The sequence below is a fragment of the Mesorhizobium sp. CA13 genome, assembly GCF_020165235.1.
In the GTDB taxonomy this organism is placed as follows: Bacteria; Pseudomonadota; Alphaproteobacteria; order Rhizobiales; family Rhizobiaceae; genus Mesorhizobium.
This window is the reverse complement of the sequence record NZ_JAIUHS010000027.1, coordinates 1-19,828: the sequence shown is the minus strand read 5'-3', so window position 1 is coordinate 19,828 and position 19,828 is coordinate 1. Positions and strand designations below refer to the sequence as shown.

Sequence of the window (19,828 nt, the reverse complement as noted above, 5' to 3'; positions counted from 1 at the left end):
CCCCCCCAAGAGACGCCGGCCACTTGCTCTTATGAGAATGCTATATTGAACCTCTATGTTGGGCAGCCTCAATCCATAGTGCGAGCGCAATGGCTGGCGATCGCCCCTTTACCTTCAAATTCCGGCCTCGATAGTCTCCGGCCGCAATCCATACTGTCTTCGAATTGATAGATTGTGACGCCCAGCGCACTCGCGCGAGCGAATAGCTCTGTCTTGTCTCGAGACATTCCGCTTCCGAGCCCCGTTGCCCCCTCATGGTTGCAGAAGCAACAACCATGCCACAGCTGCTGTGACATGGTGGCGAGCGCTACATGATGAGAGATTCAGCCGGACTCCGCACTGTCGGGAAAGAGCTTGACGAGACGAGATCTCGCCTCGCCGCCGCGTCGCTGCGCAGACCCTACAGTGAACCTAGCCATTGGGGAGCCGGCATGGAAGGCATTGTCGCGTTCAGGAAGCGCGCGCGCCCGAGATGATGATCTTGGCCGAGGTCAGCTCCGGACGGTCGTTCTCGGAGAGCTTGTTATAATGAAGGAGGAAAGACCTAGGTTGGCGGCAACGCCGACCGTCTCGACCGAGGCCGAGCCACCTTCGGGCGGGGCCAAGCGGCGCCGCTCTGCTTCGTCACAGTGTGTGATCAGGAAGCAAACTCCGAAGAGTCGCCCCCTCCAAAAGCCCGCCGAATTTCCACAGGTTGTCGGTGGCTGGCAAGGGCGTTAGGCCAAGCACAATAACTTCGCGGCGACTTTCCACTCCTGCTACGTCGGCTTTTGGGAGCTTCGGATGGCACTCAAAACGACCGAGAAAGGCGGCGTAAGATGCCGGCCGCTTTGAGGCGTCAACACTGTATCTGAACTGCTCGAATTTTAGGCTGCGATGTTCAGCCTTGTCGTCGCGAATGCATGCCTTCATACGTTCAGGAGCTATCTCCCGTAGCCGTGGCACCATGAGCGATCTCTGCGCCCTCCCCAAACATGCGCCGCGCGGCATCTGGGGCGCCGTGATGCTGGCGGTGGCGCTGGACGGCAACATAGACTGGAACGCTACGCAAGAGACTCTCGCGCGGCTCTGCGCATCGGGCGTTCACGGCGTCTATTCCGACGGCACGGCATGCGAGTTCCATTGCCAGACGGAAGCCGAATTCGACCGGCTGAGCGAGATGGTGGCGCAAGTCGCCGGCGCTGCGAAAATCCCTTTCCAGATCGGCATCAGCCAGTCCAACCCGCGCGTCGCACGCGAACGGCTGAAGCGTGTTGCGGGACTGACACCCTCGGCAGTGCAATTCACCTTGCCGGACTGGTGGCCACCGAGCGATGAGGAAGTTCAGCGTTTCGTCTCGGGTTTGGCCGACGCAGCGCCGAGCACGCCTCTGGTGCTCTACAACCCGCCCCACGCCAAGCGGCGGCTGAGCCTCGAAGCCATTGCCGCGCTGCGAACCGCGGTGCCCTCGCTTGTCGGCGCCAAACTACCCGGCGGCGACGCCAGCTGGTACGCCGGCATGCGGCGCGAACTGTCGGGCCTTTCGGTGTTCGTGCCAGGCCACGCGCTGGCAACGTTACGCAAACGGTGCGCATGGCAGCTATTCCAACATCGCCTGCCTTAGCCCGAAAGGAGCACCGCAGTGGTGGGCGCAGATACGAGCCGGCCAGCAAGCGGCGTTCGAGATGCAAGCACGCATACAGGCCTTCCTCGTGGACCACGTCCTGCCATTTCGGGCACGCTACGCCGTCAGCGACGCCGCCCTCGACAAGGCAATGGCGGCAGCCGGCAGCTGGAGTTCGATCAGGGCCCGGCTATTGTGGCCCTGTTCCTCGGTGCCCGACGAGGACATCCCACCGCTGGCGACGGCGGCACGCGCTGCCTTCCCCGGATGGTTCTAGCATGGCGCGCTTGCCGAATGGTGCCGACGGGGACTTTCGCTATATGGCGCAGCCGCGGCTGCTTTTCCTACTCGGGCGCTATGCGCGCGATCAGAAAAGTCGGCGTGACGATCTCGATGTTTTTCTTGCCGGTTTTGAAGCCGCCGACTCTGCGCCGACACGGTTTGGTCGGTCTGCGCTTTCGGCCGCGGCGAAACCGCCGCCTGGCGTCGGCCATCGGGCTGGGCGGTCATGTTCGTGCGCGGTTCGAGACCTCGCTATGGAATGCCGACGGAGGAATCGCGCGCGACAACGCCGAGTCTAGTGCAGAGCGGCCACTTGCATCGGCTCATCAGGCCGGCGTCATCCTTGGAATGGCATTTACCCTGCCCAGCCGCTAGGCCCGCCAGATGACCTAAAAGTCGGCGGCGGGACCGTTGTTGTCGCGAGGTCAGTAGCAAAAAAGACTTCTATCGGTGACCGCCCAGAATGCAGCCCTTTGCACCTCAAATCCTCGGGCTTCGTTCCCTTCAATCGCATCCGCCCATCGACACCGGCCGGGCATTCGTGCATTCACGGCCGGCAATTGGATGGACGGTGGAAATGCTGGATTCGGTCAGGTCGGTAGCTGTCGTCGGCGCTGGCATCGTCGGCGTCTGCGCGGCTCTTTATTTGCGCCGCGCAGGGCTCCAGGTAACTGTCATCGACCCTCTGCCCCCGGGCGGCGCGACGTCTTTCGGCAATGCCGGCATGGTGAGGCACGATTGCAACGTGCCACTCGCCATGCCTGGAATGTTGCGGCAAGTGCCGGGCTGGCTTGCCGACCCGCTCGGACCGTTGGTCTTGAGGCCACGCTATGCCTTGACGGCCGCGCCATGGCTGCTCAGGTGGATACGCGCCGGCAGGATGGACCGCGTCAACAAGGCGGCCGACGCCCTCGCTATCCTGCATCGGGACAACCTTGACTGCTATCGGGATCTTATCGGTGGCCCGGCTTTCGACGATCTGATCCGCAAGGTAGGCGGCATCCAGGTCTGGGAGAGCGAGGCGCACGGCCTGTCCGATCGCATCACCACCAGCATCAATGCGCGGCAGGGTGTCGTCACCGAGCCGTTGTCACGCCAGGATCTGCAGCGGCTGCTGCCCGGCATCTCGGCCATCGCCAGGCGCGGTCTGCTTTACCCGGACAACGCGCACACCATCAATCCGCTCCGGTTGGTCACGGCCATCTGCGATGGCGTGCGGCGGGCCGACGGCGTTTTCGCGGCGGAGCACGTGCTGAAGATCATCCCGCGCGAGGCCGGCGGCTACATGCTGATGACCAACACGGCGAACCGCAAGGCGGACGCGGTGGTGATTGCCGCTGGCGCCTGGTCGAACCGGCTGCTCGAACCGCTTGGCTTCAGCCTGCCGATGGAGACCGAGCGCGGCTATCATCTGATGCTACCATCGCCGTCGATCGAATTGCCGATGCCGATACAAATGAAGAACCGGGGTTTCGCGCTGACCCCGATGGAGCACGGTCTGCGGCTGGCCGGCACGGTCGAGATCGCCGGCCTGGAAGCACCACCCGACGAGCGGCGGTCCGAGATCCTGCTCACCCATGCGCGAGCCCTGTTCCCTGAACTGAACGGCGGCGAGCCGACGATGTGGATGGGCTATCGTCCTTCGCTTCCCGACAGCGTACCAGCGATCGGCCAGGTGCCGGGACACGGCTCCCTTTTCGTTGCCGCCGGTCACGGGCATACGGGCATGATCGGGGGCGGTTCGACAGGGCGGCTCGTTGCCGAGCTGGTGACGGGCAGCCCGACTTTCATTAATCCGACGCCTTACGCGCCGGACCGATTCTGAAAAGCGCTCAACTGTGCGCCGAACGCCGTTGGCGCAGGAAATCCATGCCCTAATAGGCCCAACAGGTCAGCTGCACCGCGGCGGTGCCGAACGGCCCGCCATTCCATAGCAAGCCGAAGGGAGCGAACAGGCGATAGCGGTCGCTGTCGCCTGAAATCGCCTCTGCGACGACCCGCGCGCCGATCGCCGTCGTGTTGAGGCCATGGCCGCCGAACGCGGTACAAGACCATACATTCGGCATCACCGGGCCGATCAGGGGCATCAGATGCCGCGCATAGGCCATCAGCCCTGACCATGCCGGCTCGATCTTGAGGCCTTCCAGTTGCTACAATCCCTATACCGGCCGGGGTGCGATTCCGGGTCTTCTCCCTCACGGCCCTCACAACGTCCGCGATGTGCTGGCCACGCATATCCTGAAGCAGACCGGCTCTTACGAACAGGCAAGCTATGCGATTCAGGACACGCCGGACATGGTGGCGCATCACTACGGCCGCTTCTTGCCACAGGACAAGGCTGCCCTCGCCGCCCGGATTTTAAACCAGGTGTGGGAGGCCGCGTAAGCCCTCCAACATCGGGAACCGCATACCCAGCAGGTGTTGCTTTCTGGGCAGATACAGGCTTGCTGACCGAAGAATCGTCGAAGAACGTGCGGCACCGGCGAGATCAGCGGTACCTGCCCCTGACCGAGGCCGCCCGCTGTACTCCTATCGCGATCGCGATTCAGATCTTATGCATCCAGATCCGATTATTTCCCAGCACCCCCGAGCAGGCCGCGCACGAAGGCCTTCTGGAAGAGCAGGTAGGCGAGCATCACTGGCAGAAGCGAGATAAGCGTCGCGGCCATAAGCGGACCGTATTCAACCTGCAGGCTGCTGGCGAAACCGGCGATAGTGACCGTGACAGGTCTGGCCTCGTCGCTCGTTGTCAAGGTAATGGCAAAGAGGAGATCGTTCCAGATGGCGCGACTCTGGATGATCGCGAGAGCGGCGAGACCTGATCCCGACGCCGGCAGAAGAAGTCGCCAGAAGTAAGCCGCCGGGGTGCAGCCGTCGATGAGTGCAGCCTCATACATCGACCTGGGTACCGACGCGAAGAAATTCCGCATGAAGAAGGTGCAGAAGGGAACGCTGTAGGCGGTGTGGACCAGCCACATGCCGGGAATAGTGTCGTAAAGACCGATCGCCCTGATCAGAAAAAACAAAGGAATTTGGACGATCTGGAAGGGAACGAGCATGCCGGTGAGCAGGAAAAGATAGACCACCCTTCCGCCAGCTCCGCGCATATAGGCAAGCGGATAGCCAGAAATCGCCCCCACCAGCAGCGACAGGGTCACGGATGGCACCGTGATCGCAATCGAGTTCAGGAAGCTTCGCCCCATCCGATCGTAGGCGATGGCGTAATTCTGGAAGAAGAGTTCGTTCGGCAACGCGATCACTCGCGTTATTTCGGACGGCGATTTGAGCGACGTCAGGAACGCAACCACCAGGGGGGCGGCAAAGATCACTGCCGCCGCCCCCAGGATCGAAAAGGGCAGAACCGTGCGCTTGGCGGTTGCAGTGTTCATCTATTCCGCCTCGCTGTCCTGAACGCGTTTTGCCAGCTGATAGATGTAGGGCATGATGATGAACCCCGCGATCACCAGAAGGCAGACCGAAATCGCGCTGGCGCGGCCCATCTCGAATCTACCGAACGCGGTGTCGTACATCTGCGTGGCCAGAACCTCGGAAGCGTATGCGGGGCCGCCGTTGGTCATCGCCCAGACAATGTCGAACAGGCGCATAGCGTCGACCGCGGCCATACCGAGGACAACGATCGTGGAGGGCCATAGAAGCGGGAAGCTAACCTTCCAGAAGACCTGCCAGGGTGTCGCCCCCTCGATCCTCGCGGCCTCTATGTACTCGACCGGAATGTTGCGAAGCCCCGCGAAGAACACCAGGAAAGCAAAACCCGTCGTCCACCACATCATCGAACCCATAAGCGCGAAATTAACGATCGAGGGGTCGCCAAGCCAGTTCTGGGCCAGGCCGCCCAACCCAACCGACCGCAAGACCGCCGTCAGCAGACCGTTGGTCGGCTCATACATCCAGCGCCAGATCGCGGCTACGGCCACGGCCGGGATTGTGAAGGGCAGGAAGAAGATGACCCGGAACACCGATTCACCCTTTATGCCCCTGTCGAGCAAAGCGGCCAGGAGCAAGCCGAGGCTCGTCGGCCCAAGCAGGAGGAAGACGAGCCACGAAATGTTGTTCAAAAGGGCGTGGAAGAAGCGCGATTGATGAAGCAGCACGACGTAGTTCTGCAGCCCGACATACTTCGGAGAGGGAGAGAAACCATCCCAGCTGTGAAGCGACAAATTGAATGTCGAAATGGTGGGATAGACATAGAAAACGGCAAAGAGAGTTACGGGAAGCGATAGAAAGACTGCGTGGGTCACCCCTGCGGTTTGAAACTTCCGGCGCATGAGTTGGAAGTTCGGCATGTCGGATTGTTCTCTCGGCGAGCGAAATTAGGAAATCGTAGAGTCAACGTCCCGGGATGTCGGGCCGCCCTGCGTCGGCCCGACCACGGTATCACCACTTCTGATAGGATCCCTCCGTCAAAGCCTCCTGCCGCAAGCCCTCAAGCGTCGTGATCATCTCGTTTTCGTTGGCGTCCGAGGGGTCGATCGCGAATTTCTCGATTTGGACGCCCAATTCCGTGCCAACCTTGGTGGGCAGCAGGAAAAACAAATTCGGCAGCACAGCGTTGGCCTTTGATGCATCCGCCAGCTCCTTCGCGAATTTGGCACCGACAGCATCATAGATCGACGGATCAACCGTCACGTTTGGTGCAAGTGAACCTTTCGGAACGGCAAACGCCGCCTGACCTTCCGCCGACGCAGCGGAGATCACGAACCTTTCAGCGGTTTCAAGCGTGTCGGCCGGTCCTTCCGGAACCGCGAAGGCATCCATCTGGAAAATCGCCTTGCCCTCTGTCCCTGGTGCCGGAAACACATCGAACTTCTCAACAGGGGCGAAACCCGCCTGTTTGAAATAGGCGGCCGCCCACGCGCCCATCATGAACATCCCGGTATTCCCGTTGACAACATCGTCGGCCGTTTGCGTCCAGGTCTTGCCGCTCCAGTTCTTGGCGTAACACGTCACCATCGTGCTGCGGTAAAGGTCCAGAGACTTGCGGAATTCCGGGGTATCGAAGCCGAGTTCACCACTCGCGATCTTGTAGTAGCCCTCGATTCCGACAGTGGATACGAGAGGCGCGTAAAAATTATACAGGCTCCAGAACGGACCTCCGGCGTTGCCCAATGGTTCCACACCTGCAGCGCGCAGCTTGTCGCAGGCGGCCACCAAGCCATCGTAATCCTTAGGAGGCTCCAGCCCGGCCTTTGTGAAGATCGCCTTGTTGTAAAAGATGTTGTTGATCAGCGACAGGTCATACGGAATGCCGTAAGGCTTGCCGCCTATCTTGACGACGCGCTGCACGCCCTCCGGAAAAATCTTGTCTCCGTTGATCTTTGCCCAGGTCTCCGAAAGATCATGAAGCTTGCCACTGTCGACGAATGTCTTCAGCTCCGACGCCATCGAGCTCTGATAGGCGGCGGGCGGGGTGTTTCCCATGAATGCGGTCTGCAATTGACGACGCATTTCGACGGCGTTGCCCGGGATCACCTTGCCGACGATCTGGTTGCTGGGATTCTGTTTATTGGCAAACGCGATCAAGGCTTCGATGCCTGCCTTTTCGGACCCTGCCGCGTAATAATGCCAAAGCTCCTTCGTGCCGTCGGCCCTGGCCACCGATGCGCTTGCGACCACGCCGAGCGCCACGCCGACCCATTTCGATTTACGCATTGTTCTACCCTCCGTTGAGCCGAGCGTTTGTCGTCGGCATATATTCTGTAAACAAGAAAAACCTACGCTCAAAAAACTACGTGCGTCAACAGATTGCGGTCGAAATATCCGGGTGGAAGTCCATCGCCGGAAGGGCAATCCGCGTAACACACTGTTACAATAAGATAATTTTTCCGTAATAAAATGGTCTGGCATTCGTCGATTGACAAATCACACGGCCTGCTCGTATGAATTATTCTCAATGCAAGAAAAACATCGGAGCGGGGCTTGAGCAAGTCGTTCATCAGGCATTTCAATGCCAATGCGATCTTTCACAGGATTCGCATCGAGCCGAACGTTTCGCAGCGCGACATCGTCGCCAAGACTGGCATCGACAAGTCCGTCGTCTCCTCCATTATCAATCAATTCAGCGAGTTGGGCCTGGTTGAACGCAGTCCTGTGGCAACCAGCAACAAGCCTGGTCGACCTGTAGAGGGCCTCACCATCTCTCCGGCTAGCGGATTGATCGTCGGCGTGCAGATCGAGGCCGACACAATCGGCTATGTCACTGCTGCGCTCGATGGAATCCCCATGCACTCCAAGGTCCAGGCGTTTGATGGAAAGCTGGGCGACGTCGTCGATCTCGTCGCTCGGGGTGTGAGGGAAATAGTCCGTGAATGCGGCCGCGACGGCGAGACGCTCGGTGTCGGCATTTCGCTTCCGGGCCTCCTAACCGACGAGGGCGTCTTGCTTCACGCTCCAGTCCTTGGATGGCGCGGCGTCCCTGTGGTGGACATGTTCTCCTCCGCACTGGATGCTCCCGTCTTTGCGGGCAACGACGGCAAGGCGGCCGCGATGGCCGAATACATGTTCGGTGAATGCGTCGGCGTCAGAGATTTTATTTATCTGTTTTCGGGCTCAGGCGTCGGCGGCGCCTTGTTTCTTGACGGCAACATCTACCGCGGCGCCAGCGGATTGGCGGGCGAACTGGGACACATCAAGGTTGTCCCGCAGGGCCGCTATTGTTCCTGCGGAGGCTCGGGTTGCCTTTCGCCTTACCTTTCCGAACCCGGGCTGGCGGAGGAGATCGGCAGGCTGACCGGCAATCAGCCATCTTCATTCAAGGAGATCATGGAGCGCGCCAGCGCGGACGATGAGGTGGTTGTCGGCGTCCTCGACAATGCTGGCGCGATTCTAGGCTCGGCGATTTCCAGTCTCGTAAACATCTTCAATCCGCCATTGGTTTGCCTCGGTGGCGATATGGCGAGCGCCGAGCCTTATCTGCGACCGGCGGTCGAACGTGCCCTGCAACGGCTGGCACATCCCTCGATGTCAGTGCAGACCAAAGTCATTTTCTCGCACTTGTCGACAGTCAGTCCGTTTCTCGGCGGCGTCGCACTCGCCCTCGACGGGGTCACGGGCCTCGATTCTCCACACGTCCTTCCGTGAGTTCAATTCAAGTCAGTTCGAAAGTCAGAGAATGCGCATAGGTATCGTCGGCCTCTCCATTGAAATCATGCTCGCCTCTCCGGTCCCAACCACGTGGGATGCGATACAACATTATACCGGCAGGGACATGTCCGAAGGTGACGTCTGGATGGTCCGAGGCATGCTCGCGCGCATGGCGAAGGAGAGTGACGTCGAGGCGGTCCCGCTATACTGGGCCACTGCGCTGCCCGGCGGGCCCCTGGAGCTGGCGGCATATCAAGACGTCAAGGAAAAGACGCTCGCGCTCATCAGCGCACACGGGCCGTTCGACGGGATGCTCGTTGCCAATCATGGTGCGTTGGAAGTCCAGGGGCTAGACATCGACGCAGACACCGACTTCATTCAGGCTATCAGGAATGTCCTTGGACCTGATGTGCCGGTCGGTGTGTCGCTCGATCTCCATGGCGACATGACTCCGGAACTTCTCGAGGCGTCGACGGTCATCAGCGTTCTGCGCACCGCGCCGCATCGAGACGACAGGCAGACGGGGTACCGAGCCGCCGACCAGCTTATCCGGGTCATTCGAACCGGCATCACGCCCAAGAAATCCGTCGTGAGCCTGCCAATTCTCATCCCCGGGGAGACGGCGGTCACTGCCTTGGAGCCCGCGAAAAGCCTCTATGGCTCCTTGCTGGAATACGACAGCATGCCGGGTATGATGGAGGCGAACATCCTTGTGGGATTTGCTTGGAACGACAGGCCCTGGACCGCGGTATCGGCGATTGCGGTAAGCGAAGGCGACGTCGAATTGGCGCGTACGCAGGCTACACGGTTGGCACAAGCGATATGGGCGAAACGCGCAGAATTCAATCTCAAGATGGAAACCGCGGAAGTTCGGCAGGGACTGAGGCTCGCCGTCGAGTGCCCGCAGCGCCCCGTATTCGTATCCGATTCAGGGGATAACACGACGGCGGGTGCGGCCGGAGATTTGACCCTCGTATTGCAGGCAGCGCTCGACGACGAACAGGTTCGCGATGTCGTTGTCGCCGGCATTACGGCCCCCGAAACTGTCCGCAAACTCGTCCAGGCCGGCGTCGGCTCGACGGTGAAAATCGAATTGGGAACCGAGCATCTTTCCCGTCCGAAGACAGCGCGTCGCGTCAGCGTGCTCGTAGAGGCATGCGGAGAAGAGCTGGTGCTGCCGGGATTCCAGCCTTACCGATCCAAGGAGGGCGCTTGGGCCAAGGTGCGAAGCGGCAATGTGATTGCAACATTCCACGCCAATGCCATCGGCATAACCACGCCGCACCATTTCATTGCAATGGACATCAGTCCAACCGAGCACAAGGCGTATGTCGTCAAGCTTGGGTATCTCCACCCTCAGCTCGAAGACGTCTCGGCTCGTCATATCCTCCTGCTGAGCGACGGCACCTCGCAATTGGACATGACGCAGCTTCAATGGAACCTGCTGCCCCGTCCGACCTACCCCCTCGAAGAAGATTTCGAATGGGACGCGCAGGCCCGGATGTACGGCGATTGATCTCCCTCGCAGCCAATTTCAACAGCTCTCACGCCGGCGCAAACAAAAGGATGCCAAATGACCATTTCCCTCACATCGGTTCAGTTGCCGGACTTCGGTATTCTCGGCGAAAAGCCGGATGTTCCCGTTGAGATATATGATGCGCGTGCCCGCGCCGCCTACGACAAAGCGGGGTGCGACTGGTTGGCGGTTTATGCCGATCGCGAACATTTCGCCAACATCGCCTTCCTGACGGGTTTCGAGCCGCGCTTCGAAGAAGCCTTCCTTCTTCTTGGGCCAAACAACAAGCGCGTGCTGCTCACAGGCAACGAATCCGAAAGCTACGCTCCGCTCGCGCGCTTGCCCGGAGTGACAGTGCTTTTGAGCCAGACCCTGAGCCTCATGGCGCAGGATCGCTCTCGTTTCCCGCGCTTTTCCGACCGTCTGGGCGACGCTGGAATCAAGGCAGGCGACACCGTAGGGCTGGTGGGCTGGAAGTATCTCGAGCCATTTGAAGACGACGCTTCTGAAACAGCCTATTTCGTCCCCGCGGTCTACGTGCAGGCGTTTCAGCGAGCGATCGGCCCTTCAGGCGGGCTGCGGGACGCCACCCATGTTCTGATGCACCCGGAAAACGGCGTCGCCGTCACCATCGATGCTGATCAGATCGCTGCGTTCGAGTGGGCTGCGACACGCAGCTCGCTGGCCACATGGAGGATCGTTTCCGGGGTCCGGGAGGGTGACAGCGAGTTCGATGCCGTCTCGCGCATGGGATATGCTGGAGACCCGCTGAACGTCCACACCATGTTCGCGTCGGCCAGCAAGGGTGAAACCGTGATTGGCCTGCGAAGCGCAACGGGCCGCAAGCTCAAGCGTGGCGACGGTGTGACGACCGCTATCGGGCATTGGGGCGGTCTTTCCTCCCGAGCAGGCCTTTTCGATGTCGCCAACGACGAGTTTCTCGCGATCGCCAAGGGTTATTTTCAAGGCCTGATTTCCTGGTACGAGACGGCTGCGATCGGCGTCGAGGGCGGCCTTCTTCATGAAACGGTAGTATCGACGCTCGCAAAATCGAAGCTCGGGCCTGCTCTCAATCCGGGACATCTCGGCGGCTACGAGGAGTGGACACATAGCCCGGTTCGGCCTGGCTCGAAGGACCGCATCCGGTCGGGCATGCATTTTCAGGTTGACATCATCCCGACGCCGATCGCCGTCGGCTGGGCTCTGAACTGTGAGGACGCCGTGGTGTTTGCTGACGAAGCGTTGAGGTCCCAGATTGAGGCCAAGCATCCGACGACGTTCAAGCGCATCGCCGCGCGCCGCGATTTCATGAAGAACGCGATTGGCGTGGAACTGCCGGCGGACATCCTGCCGCTTTCCTCGACGCCACTCTACTTCGCACCTTTCTGGCTCAAAAGCGACAACGTCCTCGTCCGCGACCGATAACCACCAAGATCCAACACCGGAGGGCCTATGGCCGCCATCGAACTGAACAAAGTCGTAAAAGCCTATGGGGACGTTCAAACCGTCCACGGCATCGACCTCACGATCAAGGACCACGAGTTCGTGGTGCTGGTCGGCCCTTCCGGATGCGGAAAATCCACCACACTGCGCATGATCGCCGGGCTTGAGACAATAACGGACGGAGAAATAAAAATCGGCAAGCGGCGGGTCAACGATCTCCTGCCGGGAGAACGTGACATTGCGATGGTTTTCCAGAATTATGCGCTTTACCCGCATCTTTCGGTTGAGGACAACATCACCTTCGGGCTGCGTTTGAAGAAAACGCCACGTGGTGAAATCCAGACGAGACTGATCGAGACCGCCCGGATCCTAGACATCGGCCACCTGCTTAAACGCAAACCAAGGCAACTCTCTGGCGGGCAGCGTCAACGCGTTGCAATGGGGCGCGCCATGATCAGAAATCCGGCGGTATTCCTGTTCGACGAGCCGCTCTCAAACTTGGATGCCAAGCTCCGCGTCCAGATGCGCGCGGAGATCAAACAGATCCACGAGGCGGTGCCGACCACAACGGTCTATGTCACCCATGACCAGATCGAGGCGATGACGCTTGCCGACAGGGTGGTCGTCATGAATGCCGGCAAGATAGAGCAGATCGCGCCGCCTCAGGAACTATATCTGAAACCGGCGACCAAGTTCGTAGCCGGATTCATCGGGTCGCCTGGCATGAATTTCGTCAGCGCGGCGCTAGAACAACATCGGGAACAACTGATTGGCGTCCTGTCCGATGGCTCGCGTCTCGACCTGCCAGCTGGCATTTCCAGATTCGCCGAGGCGGTGGGGCAGACGGTCGAGCTCGGTATCCGGCCCGAACACTTTTCTCTCGGCCCAAACGCAGGCCAAGTGGCGACCCGCATCGAAGCCGTTGCAGAGCTTGTCGAGCCTCTTGGAATGGATACGCTGGTACACTTCATCATCGCCGGCACGAAGGCCGTTGCGCGCGTGTCGCCTGACGCCTCGTTAAGACGGGGAACCCGGCTTACCCTGTATATCGATCCCAAAAGCATCTACGTCTTCGACCGCGAAAACGGGAGCGCTCTATATGGCGACTAAGGACATCTGTCCTGAGCGACGTGATATGGATGTACTGTCGAGGGTGGTTGACTTCATCATACCCGCGGATGATTTCCCCTCCGCTGGGCAAGCGGGGGTAGATAAATTTCTCCTGGGGCTCTGGAGCAGCGGTGCGGAATCGTCCGGACCTCTCGTTTTCAAAGGCTTGAGAAAACTGGATCGGGAATCGCACACCGTGTTTGGCGTTGCATTTGTCGATGCTACCGCAAGACAGCAGGACGAGGTTGTTCTGCGGCACGCTCGCGCACCTTGGTTTGTCACGCTCTGTGAGTTGGTCGCGGAAGGCTACTACTCCAACCCGGGCAACGGTTCCAATCCTCACGCGGTTTCATGGCGGATGATCGGGTACGAACCGGGGCTTCCCGATGGGCCAGACGGGCCACCGTCGAGTACGCAAGACATGGTTCGCGGAAAGCTATGTGCATGAATCCAGCATTTGACGCAGTCGTCGTCGGCAGCGGGGCGGCGGGAGGGATTGTTGCCTGTGTGCTCGCGGAAGGTGGCAAGACCGTGCTGCTGATCGAACGGGGAAAAGAGCGGCGCTACGATAACAGCGGATATCGCGATCACCTGCGGAACCATAGACTCTCACGTTACGGACATAACACCGGACCGGATATCGAAGGCAATCCGCGGGTTTTTGTGGATGCGCAGGGAAATTCCCATGTCGTGCGATCTCACGAGGCGAACTACCACGCCAATGCGTCGGCACTCGGCAGCGGGACCACGGTCTATGGCGGCCTTGCTTGGCGATTCCACCCGGACGACTTCCGCATGGCTTCGCGCTACGGGGTGCCGGAGCGGTCGTCTCTCGTCGACTGGCCGTTCGACTACACCGAACTCGAGCCGTGGTACGAGCGCGCGGAACACGAAATCGGGGTGAGCGGGCAAGGCGGACAAAATCCGCAACAGGGCATTCGCAATCGCGATTATCCCATGCCGCCAGTACCCGGCAATCCCGGGACCGACGTTCTCAGGAAAGGCGCGGACGCGCTTGGCTTGAATACGTTCGTGCCGCCGCTCCTGATCAACACCGTGCCTCGTCTTGGCCGCAAGGCTTGTATCCAATGCGGTTCCTGCGTGGGTTTCATGTGTCCGACGGACGCCAAGAACGGCACACAGAACACTGTGATTCCAAGGGCGATAGCCACCGGCCGATGCACAGTGCTTGCGCAAACGACGGTCGACCGGATCGCCACCGATGCTGAAGGCAAGGTCGTCGGGGTCTATGTGGTTGCGCTTAACGCGGAGGGAAACCCAAAGCGCAATTTCATCTCCGCAAGGACGGTTGTGCTCTCCGCTGGCGCAATCGAAACCGCCAGGTTGCTGTTGCTGTCGAAGACCGACAAGGAGCCGCACGGATTGGGAAATTCCGAAGATCTGGTCGGCAGAAATCTCCAGGGCCACGTCTATCCGACCGTATTCGGTCTCTTCGATCATGCGGTCCAGGATTCCAAAGGACCCGGCGTGACGATCGCAACGTGCGATTTCAATCACGGCAACGAAGGCGTAATCGGCGGCGCGATGCTGGCCGACGACTTCGTGATGCTGCCGGTGATATTCTGGAAGGCAGCGCTGCCGCCCGATCTTCCCCGATACGGCCTCGAGGCCAAGCGGTTTATGAGGACAAATTTTCGGCGTGTGACGCAAATAAAGGGACCTGTACAGGAGATCCCCTCGCCCGGTTCTCGGGTCACATTGGATGAACATTGCCGTGATCTGTTTGGACGCCCTGTGGCCCGTCTCTCTGGCTCGATCCACGACGAGACCAAGAAAACGGCAGCCTATATCCATGACAAGGCTGACGAATGGCTGCGGGCGTCGGGAGCCTTGAGCACATGGGGTGCGCAGCTGTCCCCGCAATTGTCGGGAGGGCAGCATCAGGCTGGAACCTGCCGGATGGGCCATAGGCCGGAGAACTCCGTCACCGATGCTTTCGGCAAGGTGTGGGGACATGAGAACCTGTTTGTCTGCGATGGCTCGCTGCATCCGACGAACGGCGGCTATAACCCGGTTCTTACTATCATGGCGCTGGCGTTTCGCAACGCGACCCGCATCGCAAACACAATCTGAACAAAGCGAGAAATCGATCATGCGAACACGCGTCGGAATCGTCGGCTGCGATCCTGCGTGCCAACAGGTCCGCGGCGGCTGATGGCGAGCCAGTGGCAGGGAGCGCAGCTCTGGTGGGCTTTTTCGCGCGAGGGAGATCCCGCAAGCGTCATCGGATGCGAACTGCGCGAATGGTGCGAGGTGATGCTTACACGCGAGACGCAGGTCTAGAACGTAGCGCCGGAATCCGCAGCGCTGTTTCGTAACGAGCGATCTCTGTTGTTTCGGCCCACCTGTAGTCCGAAGGGATGCCGCAAGGACGTCAGCTTTTGGCGATTTGCATCGCCGATCTCAACGTCTGAAGTGAAGGCGCATAGCAGCCATATCGGCAAGGGCCCGAGTGCGGACAGGCGGGTTCTGGCGTAAAATGTCGATGTCCGGTGGTCCAGACCGCAAGGCTTATAGCTGAAACCGGTCCAACGTCGGGGATGCGCAAGGACCAACCGTGCAGTGGTTGAATGTTGGCCGGCGCTTCTTGTCGACCATGTAGGAACACCGAACTATCCCAGGGTTTGACTTGCTAAGGCATAGGTCCTTGGCTTAGCCGAGCCGCCAGAGGGAAGCCATCCGTACGAGCCACTTCCTCACTGGTCGTTTGGAGCGTGGCGGCGAATCTTTCGAGGAGCGAAAAGTCCGTTGTCGGAATATTGCCTGAGTCCCATTGCCATCTCCTGAAGCAATATCTCGCCGCCTCTATTGGCCAGCCGGATGCCTGGGGTTCGAGCTCCCATGGGCCTTGCTCATGCGTTCTCCTCCTCGCCAACATCGGGGTCGTCAGGGACGACTTCATCAAAGATGAGCGACCAATCGCGTTCCCTCTTGTCGTCGCCGTTCTCGACAGCTTTGGTCGTCAATCCCTTCAGTCTTTGCGCCGCGGCGGCGAAACGAGCCTCTATCGCCGGCTTGGAGGCGAGTAGTATCTCACTTTGCTTTGCAGCCTTGGACGAGGCTGTCGTCTGCGGTGCGCCGAAACCTGCGGTGACGTGAACCTCCGACATCTCGACCTTCGAATCGATGCCCTGGGTCGCCGGGACACCCATTCGGGGGAGGAACTCGACCGCCGGTACATAGGGGAGGTTGGATCTGGAGAACCTTTCCATCTTTGCGAACGGTGCAGTTGCAAAGAACCGCAGCTTATCGGCCAGAATTGGCCTCTGCCCTTCCACCAGCACAATCATCTTGCCGGCATGCATTTGCCTTACCTCCTGTGGCATCATCAGGTCACGTTCTCGCACTTGCTCGACCTTGGTCCGGCGATGAAGGCCCATGAGCTCAATGCTGCGCGATTCGGTCCTGTAGCGAACCGTTCTTCTGCCAAGCGCCTTTGAAACATATTCGGCAGTGACCTGATCGTTGGCGCCAAGGACAAGCTGATAGCCGCAGTTTCCCATTAAGGAGTGACGCGAGGTCTCGCCGTAGATTTCGTCGAGGTTCTTGATGTCCTGGATGATGAACGCCATTTTTATGTTATAGCCGGCCACGTAGGGCAGCTTGCTCGTGATCTCGGTGACCTTTCTCAGCTGCCGAAACTCGTCCAACAGGAAATAGATCGGCAAGGATTTCGGATCCTGCGCCAGCAGAAGCGTGTCGAGGGTCTGCTGAACGAAGAGTGACAGCAGCGGCTTCAGCATGGCGACGTCGGTGATGTTGGGGGCCAGATAGATCGAGATCGGGCGGTGCTTCAGAGCGCGAAGGTCCATGTCGGTGACCGTGGTGGCGGCGACAACGCGCTCGTTGCGGAAGGGCCGCAGCGCCTTCTGGATGTCCAGCAGGGCGGACGCGGCAGCGCGCTCCGAGAGCGCGATATAGGCATTGAAGCTTTCCACCGTGAACCGCGACAGATTGCCTTCCTTTTCCTTGATGAAGACCATCAAGGCCTGGAGATTGACGCCGCTGTTGAAGAAGGATGTCACCTCGCCAAGGTTGCGCCGGTCGCGGTAGACGTCGCTCTCTGTCACGTAACTGATCGCGCCCGCCAGCACCAATTGGGCGGTGGCCTGCCAGATCGCGTTCTCCGATTCCACGCTCTCGGGAACAAGAATGCTGGCGATGTTGAGGATGTCGGTCGTCCGGTCGCCGCGGTCGGGCCTGATGAAGTCGAGCGGATTGTAACGATGTGTTCTGTCGCTGCCTGGCGCAAACAGGAACACTTGGTTCCCCTTTGCCTTTCGGTAGCCGGCCGTGGAGCGGAAGATCTCGCCTTTCAGGTCGGTGACGATCATCGACCCTTGGTGGGCGAGTGCATTTGGAATGACGTAGCATGTTCCCTTGCCCGAGCGGGTCGGTCCGATGACCAGATGATGACGCTCATCTTGGACGCGAAGGATATAGCGACCGTAGCGTCCAAGAATGTATCCGCTACCTCGGAACCACTTGCGGCGCCGAAGCGAGAAGGTGTTTTGGAAGCCAGCATCGCCAAGCGGTTCAGAAACAGATCGCAACCCCAGAGCGGCAATCGATCCGGCGGCGATGAGCGAAACAAGGCCTGCTCCCAGGCCAATACGCCGCAACACCAGATTCTCGGGATAGCGGGACAGTTGCTGGAGCGCGGCCAGCGGATTGGATGTCACCGTTGCTTTGAGGATGCGGCCGTCGCCATATTGGATCTGGAGTGCCAAACCGTAGGCCAGCAGCCAGATGACAACGCCAATCGCGAGGCAGAAGACGACGTAGGCGATGCGCAAGGAGCCCGTCATGATCGGCTCATTCTGGAAAAATATAGTTCCGATACACCGCGTCGACCGCCATCGCGTCGAAGCTGGATGACGATTGGAATAACGCTACGGATGTAGGAGATCAGATCAGCCTTCGGGTAGGCCGCGGACAGGCCTGATTGCATCACCATCATGGCAAGCTGTTCATAGGCACCGCGGGGCGTGTCGGCATGGACGGTCGACATCGAGCCTGGATGGCCCGTGTTGATCGCGCGGAGGAACGAAAACGCCTCCGCTCCCCTCACCTCTCCGACAAAAAGGCGGTCCGGCCGCATGCGCAGCGAGGCCTCGAGCAGGTTCTGGATGGTCACGGCGGCTGTGCCCTGGTCGCCTTTGGATGAAAGCAGATGAACCGTGTTTGGCTGGGGCGGAGACAGCTCGCGCGTATCTTCCAGCGTGATCAAGCGCTCGCGCCGGTCCACGGCTTTCAGGCAGGCATTCAAGAATGTGGTCTTGCCGCTTGACGTTCCACCACTGATCAGAATGGAGACACGGCTCGCGATTGCCGCACGGATAAAGCCATGAATGTCGTCCCTGCACAGAAGCTCGATCATGACGCGATCGGCGCTGCTCCTGCCAGCGATCGCCACCGAAACCTGACCGAACGCGCCCTCGTCGCGGTAGTCCTCGAGCGTGAAGTCGCCTACGACCTGCTTGCGGATTGAAACCGCGCCGCCATCGGGAGCCGCTGGCGGCAACACGAACTGGATGCGTTCTCCCGACGGAAGCGCGGCGCTCAAAATCGGGTTGGCGGAGCTGATGAATTGGTTCGTCGCAGCCGCGACCCGTTCGCCCATATTGACGATGTCACCGGTGGTGAGGCTTGGAATGTCGTGGAATTCCATGTGGCGAGCACCTAGCCGCTCGACATAGACATGGCCGGGCTTGTTGATCGAGATCTCAACCACTCTCGGGTCGGCCAGCAGGTGCTTCAACGGTTCGAGAGACCGGTAGAGAAAGTAGTGTTGGTCATTGTTGGCAGGCTCAGTTGAAGCCACGCTCATGACGAATTTCCTTCAACGCTTCTGAGACCGGGTCGTCGTAGAGGGCTGAAAAATCGAGGTCCTGGCGCACGAACACGAATATGCGCTCGCCCTGCGGCACGCTGATCGTCGGTGGAATTTTCAGGCTCTCGCCAAGCGCCTGATTGGCCATGTCGGAGAACGTCTGGGCAATAGTGGCGCGGGCAAGATCTTCGGCGCGGGGCCCATCGTCGCTTCCGCTCGTAGCTGCCTGGCTGCCATAGCCGGCCAGATAGCTTGCGCCCCCGCCCACGATCGACAGCAGAACGGCTGCGCCAAAGCGTTCACGAAATTTGGTGTCGACGCGGCCGGTAAGGCCCGAGCGGCCAAGACTGTCGGCGCCCATCGAGTTCAACCGAATACTGACACCGTCATCGCGAAGCAATCGCGTCCAGATGACGAAAATGCGCTTTTGACCGCGGATGACTTCCGACTGATATTCGCCGATCAGGCGCGTGCTAATGGGAATGAGGATACGCCTGCCATCGAACGAATAGACATTGTCGGCGACGATGGCGCGGATTTGACCTGGCAGATCGCTGACGATCGCCGTTTCCAGAATACCTGGAATGAGGGAGCCTTCCGCCACCAGGGCGTCGATGCGGGGAATTTTCCTGGCCCTTGCCGACCGATCACCGATGCTGGCGGCGGCCGCCAGGAACTTGCTGTTGCGGTCCTCACCGGCGACCGCGGGTCTCTGCCCCATGTCGGCTGTTGGACTTTCTTGATCGCGGCCTGAGCCTTCGTCGTCAAAGACGACCATGTTGGATCGAAAGCGTTTCGGAAACTCATCCTGAGGCGCGGCGGTCTCGGCTGGGGACACCGCAGGCGATGGCGGCGGAACAGTGAACTGCGTTGTAGAGGACTCTGGCTCTGGCGGCCGCCGCCAGCATCGGTGATCGGT

Annotated in this window: 15 protein-coding genes and 3 pseudogenes; 10 read left to right on the top strand and 8 right to left on the bottom strand. The window is 59.9% G+C overall.

The window, feature by feature from the left end:
- Positions 1–456 precede the first annotated feature (456 nt).
- Positions 457–602: pseudogene (locus LB566_RS30120) on the bottom strand (electron transfer flavoprotein subunit alpha/FixB family protein); the annotation flags it as partial.
- Positions 603–946: 344 nt separating this feature from the next.
- Here LB566_RS30120 and LB566_RS30115 point away from each other — a divergent pair.
- The 3 genes from LB566_RS30115 to LB566_RS30110 all read left to right on the top strand — a co-directional run bounded on the left by LB566_RS30115 (position 947) and on the right by LB566_RS30110 (position 3,710).
- Positions 947–1,603, top strand: coding sequence for a dihydrodipicolinate synthase family protein (locus LB566_RS30115; RefSeq protein ID WP_318012776.1), 657 nt, complete (start codon positions 947–949; stop codon positions 1,601–1,603).
- A gap of 61 nt (positions 1,604–1,664) precedes the next feature.
- On the top strand, positions 1,665–1,880 hold the full coding sequence (locus tag LB566_RS30530) for a hypothetical protein (RefSeq protein WP_318012777.1): 216 nt from the start codon (positions 1,665–1,667) through the stop codon (positions 1,878–1,880).
- A 582-nt stretch (positions 1,881–2,462) separates the two neighbouring features.
- Positions 2,463–3,710 (top strand): NAD(P)/FAD-dependent oxidoreductase, encoded by a 1,248-nt coding sequence (locus tag LB566_RS30110; protein ID WP_181172670.1) that lies wholly within the window; start codon positions 2,463–2,465, stop codon positions 3,708–3,710.
- A 49-nt stretch (positions 3,711–3,759) separates the two neighbouring features.
- Here LB566_RS30110 and LB566_RS30105 read toward each other — a convergent pair.
- Positions 3,760–4,035: pseudogene (locus LB566_RS30105) on the bottom strand (FAD-dependent oxidoreductase); the annotation flags it as partial.
- Between LB566_RS30105 and LB566_RS30100 the strand changes: the two are divergent.
- Positions 4,034–4,270: pseudogene (locus tag LB566_RS30100) on the top strand (hypothetical protein); the annotation flags it as partial. The pseudogenes LB566_RS30105 and LB566_RS30100 overlap by 2 nt on opposite strands.
- Positions 4,271–4,455: 185 nt before the next feature.
- On the opposite strand, the gene LB566_RS30095 reads toward LB566_RS30100, so the two are convergent.
- The 3 genes from LB566_RS30095 to LB566_RS30085 form a co-directional block, all read right to left on the bottom strand.
- Positions 4,456–5,274 carry a carbohydrate ABC transporter permease gene (locus LB566_RS30095; RefSeq protein ID WP_140554461.1) on the bottom strand — a complete coding sequence of 273 codons (819 nt, stop codon included), beginning with the start codon at positions 5,272–5,274 and terminating at the stop codon, positions 4,456–4,458.
- Positions 5,275–6,063, bottom strand: a complete 789-nt coding sequence (locus tag LB566_RS30090; RefSeq protein ID WP_224629780.1) for a carbohydrate ABC transporter permease — start codon at positions 6,061–6,063, stop codon at positions 5,275–5,277.
- 217 nt (positions 6,064–6,280) lie between these two features.
- A complete protein-coding gene (locus LB566_RS30085; RefSeq protein WP_181172671.1) occupies positions 6,281–7,555 on the bottom strand; it encodes an ABC transporter substrate-binding protein in 1,275 nt (424 codons plus the stop codon).
- Between the two features lie 267 nt (positions 7,556–7,822).
- On the opposite strand from LB566_RS30085, the gene LB566_RS30080 reads away from it, so the two are divergent.
- Genes LB566_RS30080 through LB566_RS30055 form a run of 6 tightly spaced genes read left to right on the top strand, consistent with a single transcriptional unit; the run spans position 7,823 to position 15,149 of the window.
- The gene (locus LB566_RS30080) at positions 7,823–8,983 is read left to right on the top strand and encodes an ROK family transcriptional regulator (protein ID WP_140554466.1); all 1,161 of its coding nucleotides are present in this window, start codon (positions 7,823–7,825) and stop codon (positions 8,981–8,983) included.
- A gap of 31 nt (positions 8,984–9,014) precedes the next feature.
- Positions 9,015–10,502: a M81 family metallopeptidase gene (locus tag LB566_RS30075; protein ID WP_140554468.1), complete on the top strand. Its 1,488-nt coding sequence runs from the start codon at positions 9,015–9,017 to the stop codon at positions 10,500–10,502.
- A 57-nt stretch (positions 10,503–10,559) separates the two neighbouring features.
- A complete protein-coding gene (locus LB566_RS30070) occupies positions 10,560–11,927 on the top strand; it encodes a M24 family metallopeptidase (RefSeq protein WP_140554469.1) in 1,368 nt (455 codons plus the stop codon).
- A 27-nt stretch (positions 11,928–11,954) separates the two neighbouring features.
- Positions 11,955–13,055: an ABC transporter ATP-binding protein gene (locus LB566_RS30065; protein WP_140554471.1), complete on the top strand. Its 1,101-nt coding sequence runs from the start codon at positions 11,955–11,957 to the stop codon at positions 13,053–13,055.
- The gene (locus tag LB566_RS30060) at positions 13,045–13,503 is read left to right on the top strand and encodes a gluconate 2-dehydrogenase subunit 3 family protein (protein WP_140554473.1); all 459 of its coding nucleotides are present in this window, start codon (positions 13,045–13,047) and stop codon (positions 13,501–13,503) included. The genes LB566_RS30065 and LB566_RS30060 overlap by 11 nt, the downstream gene beginning before the upstream one ends.
- Positions 13,500–15,149 carry a GMC family oxidoreductase gene (locus tag LB566_RS30055; RefSeq protein WP_140554474.1) on the top strand — a complete coding sequence of 550 codons (1,650 nt, stop codon included), beginning with the start codon at positions 13,500–13,502 and terminating at the stop codon, positions 15,147–15,149. Before LB566_RS30060 ends, LB566_RS30055 begins: the two co-directional genes overlap by 4 nt.
- Positions 15,150–15,928: 779 nt before the next feature.
- Here LB566_RS30055 and LB566_RS30050 read toward each other — a convergent pair.
- The 3 genes from LB566_RS30050 to virB10 form a co-directional block, all read right to left on the bottom strand.
- A complete protein-coding gene (locus LB566_RS30050) occupies positions 15,929–17,884 on the bottom strand; it encodes a type IV secretory system conjugative DNA transfer family protein (protein ID WP_224629779.1) in 1,956 nt (651 codons plus the stop codon).
- Positions 17,881–18,906, bottom strand: coding sequence for a P-type DNA transfer ATPase VirB11 (gene virB11 / locus LB566_RS30045; protein ID WP_140554477.1), 1,026 nt, complete (start codon positions 18,904–18,906; stop codon positions 17,881–17,883). The genes LB566_RS30050 and virB11 overlap by 4 nt, the downstream gene beginning before the upstream one ends.
- Positions 18,887–19,828 (bottom strand): type IV secretion system protein VirB10 (gene virB10 / locus LB566_RS30040; RefSeq protein ID WP_224629777.1); only part of this gene is annotated, 942 nt, incomplete at its 5' end. The genes virB11 and virB10, both read right to left, overlap by 20 nt.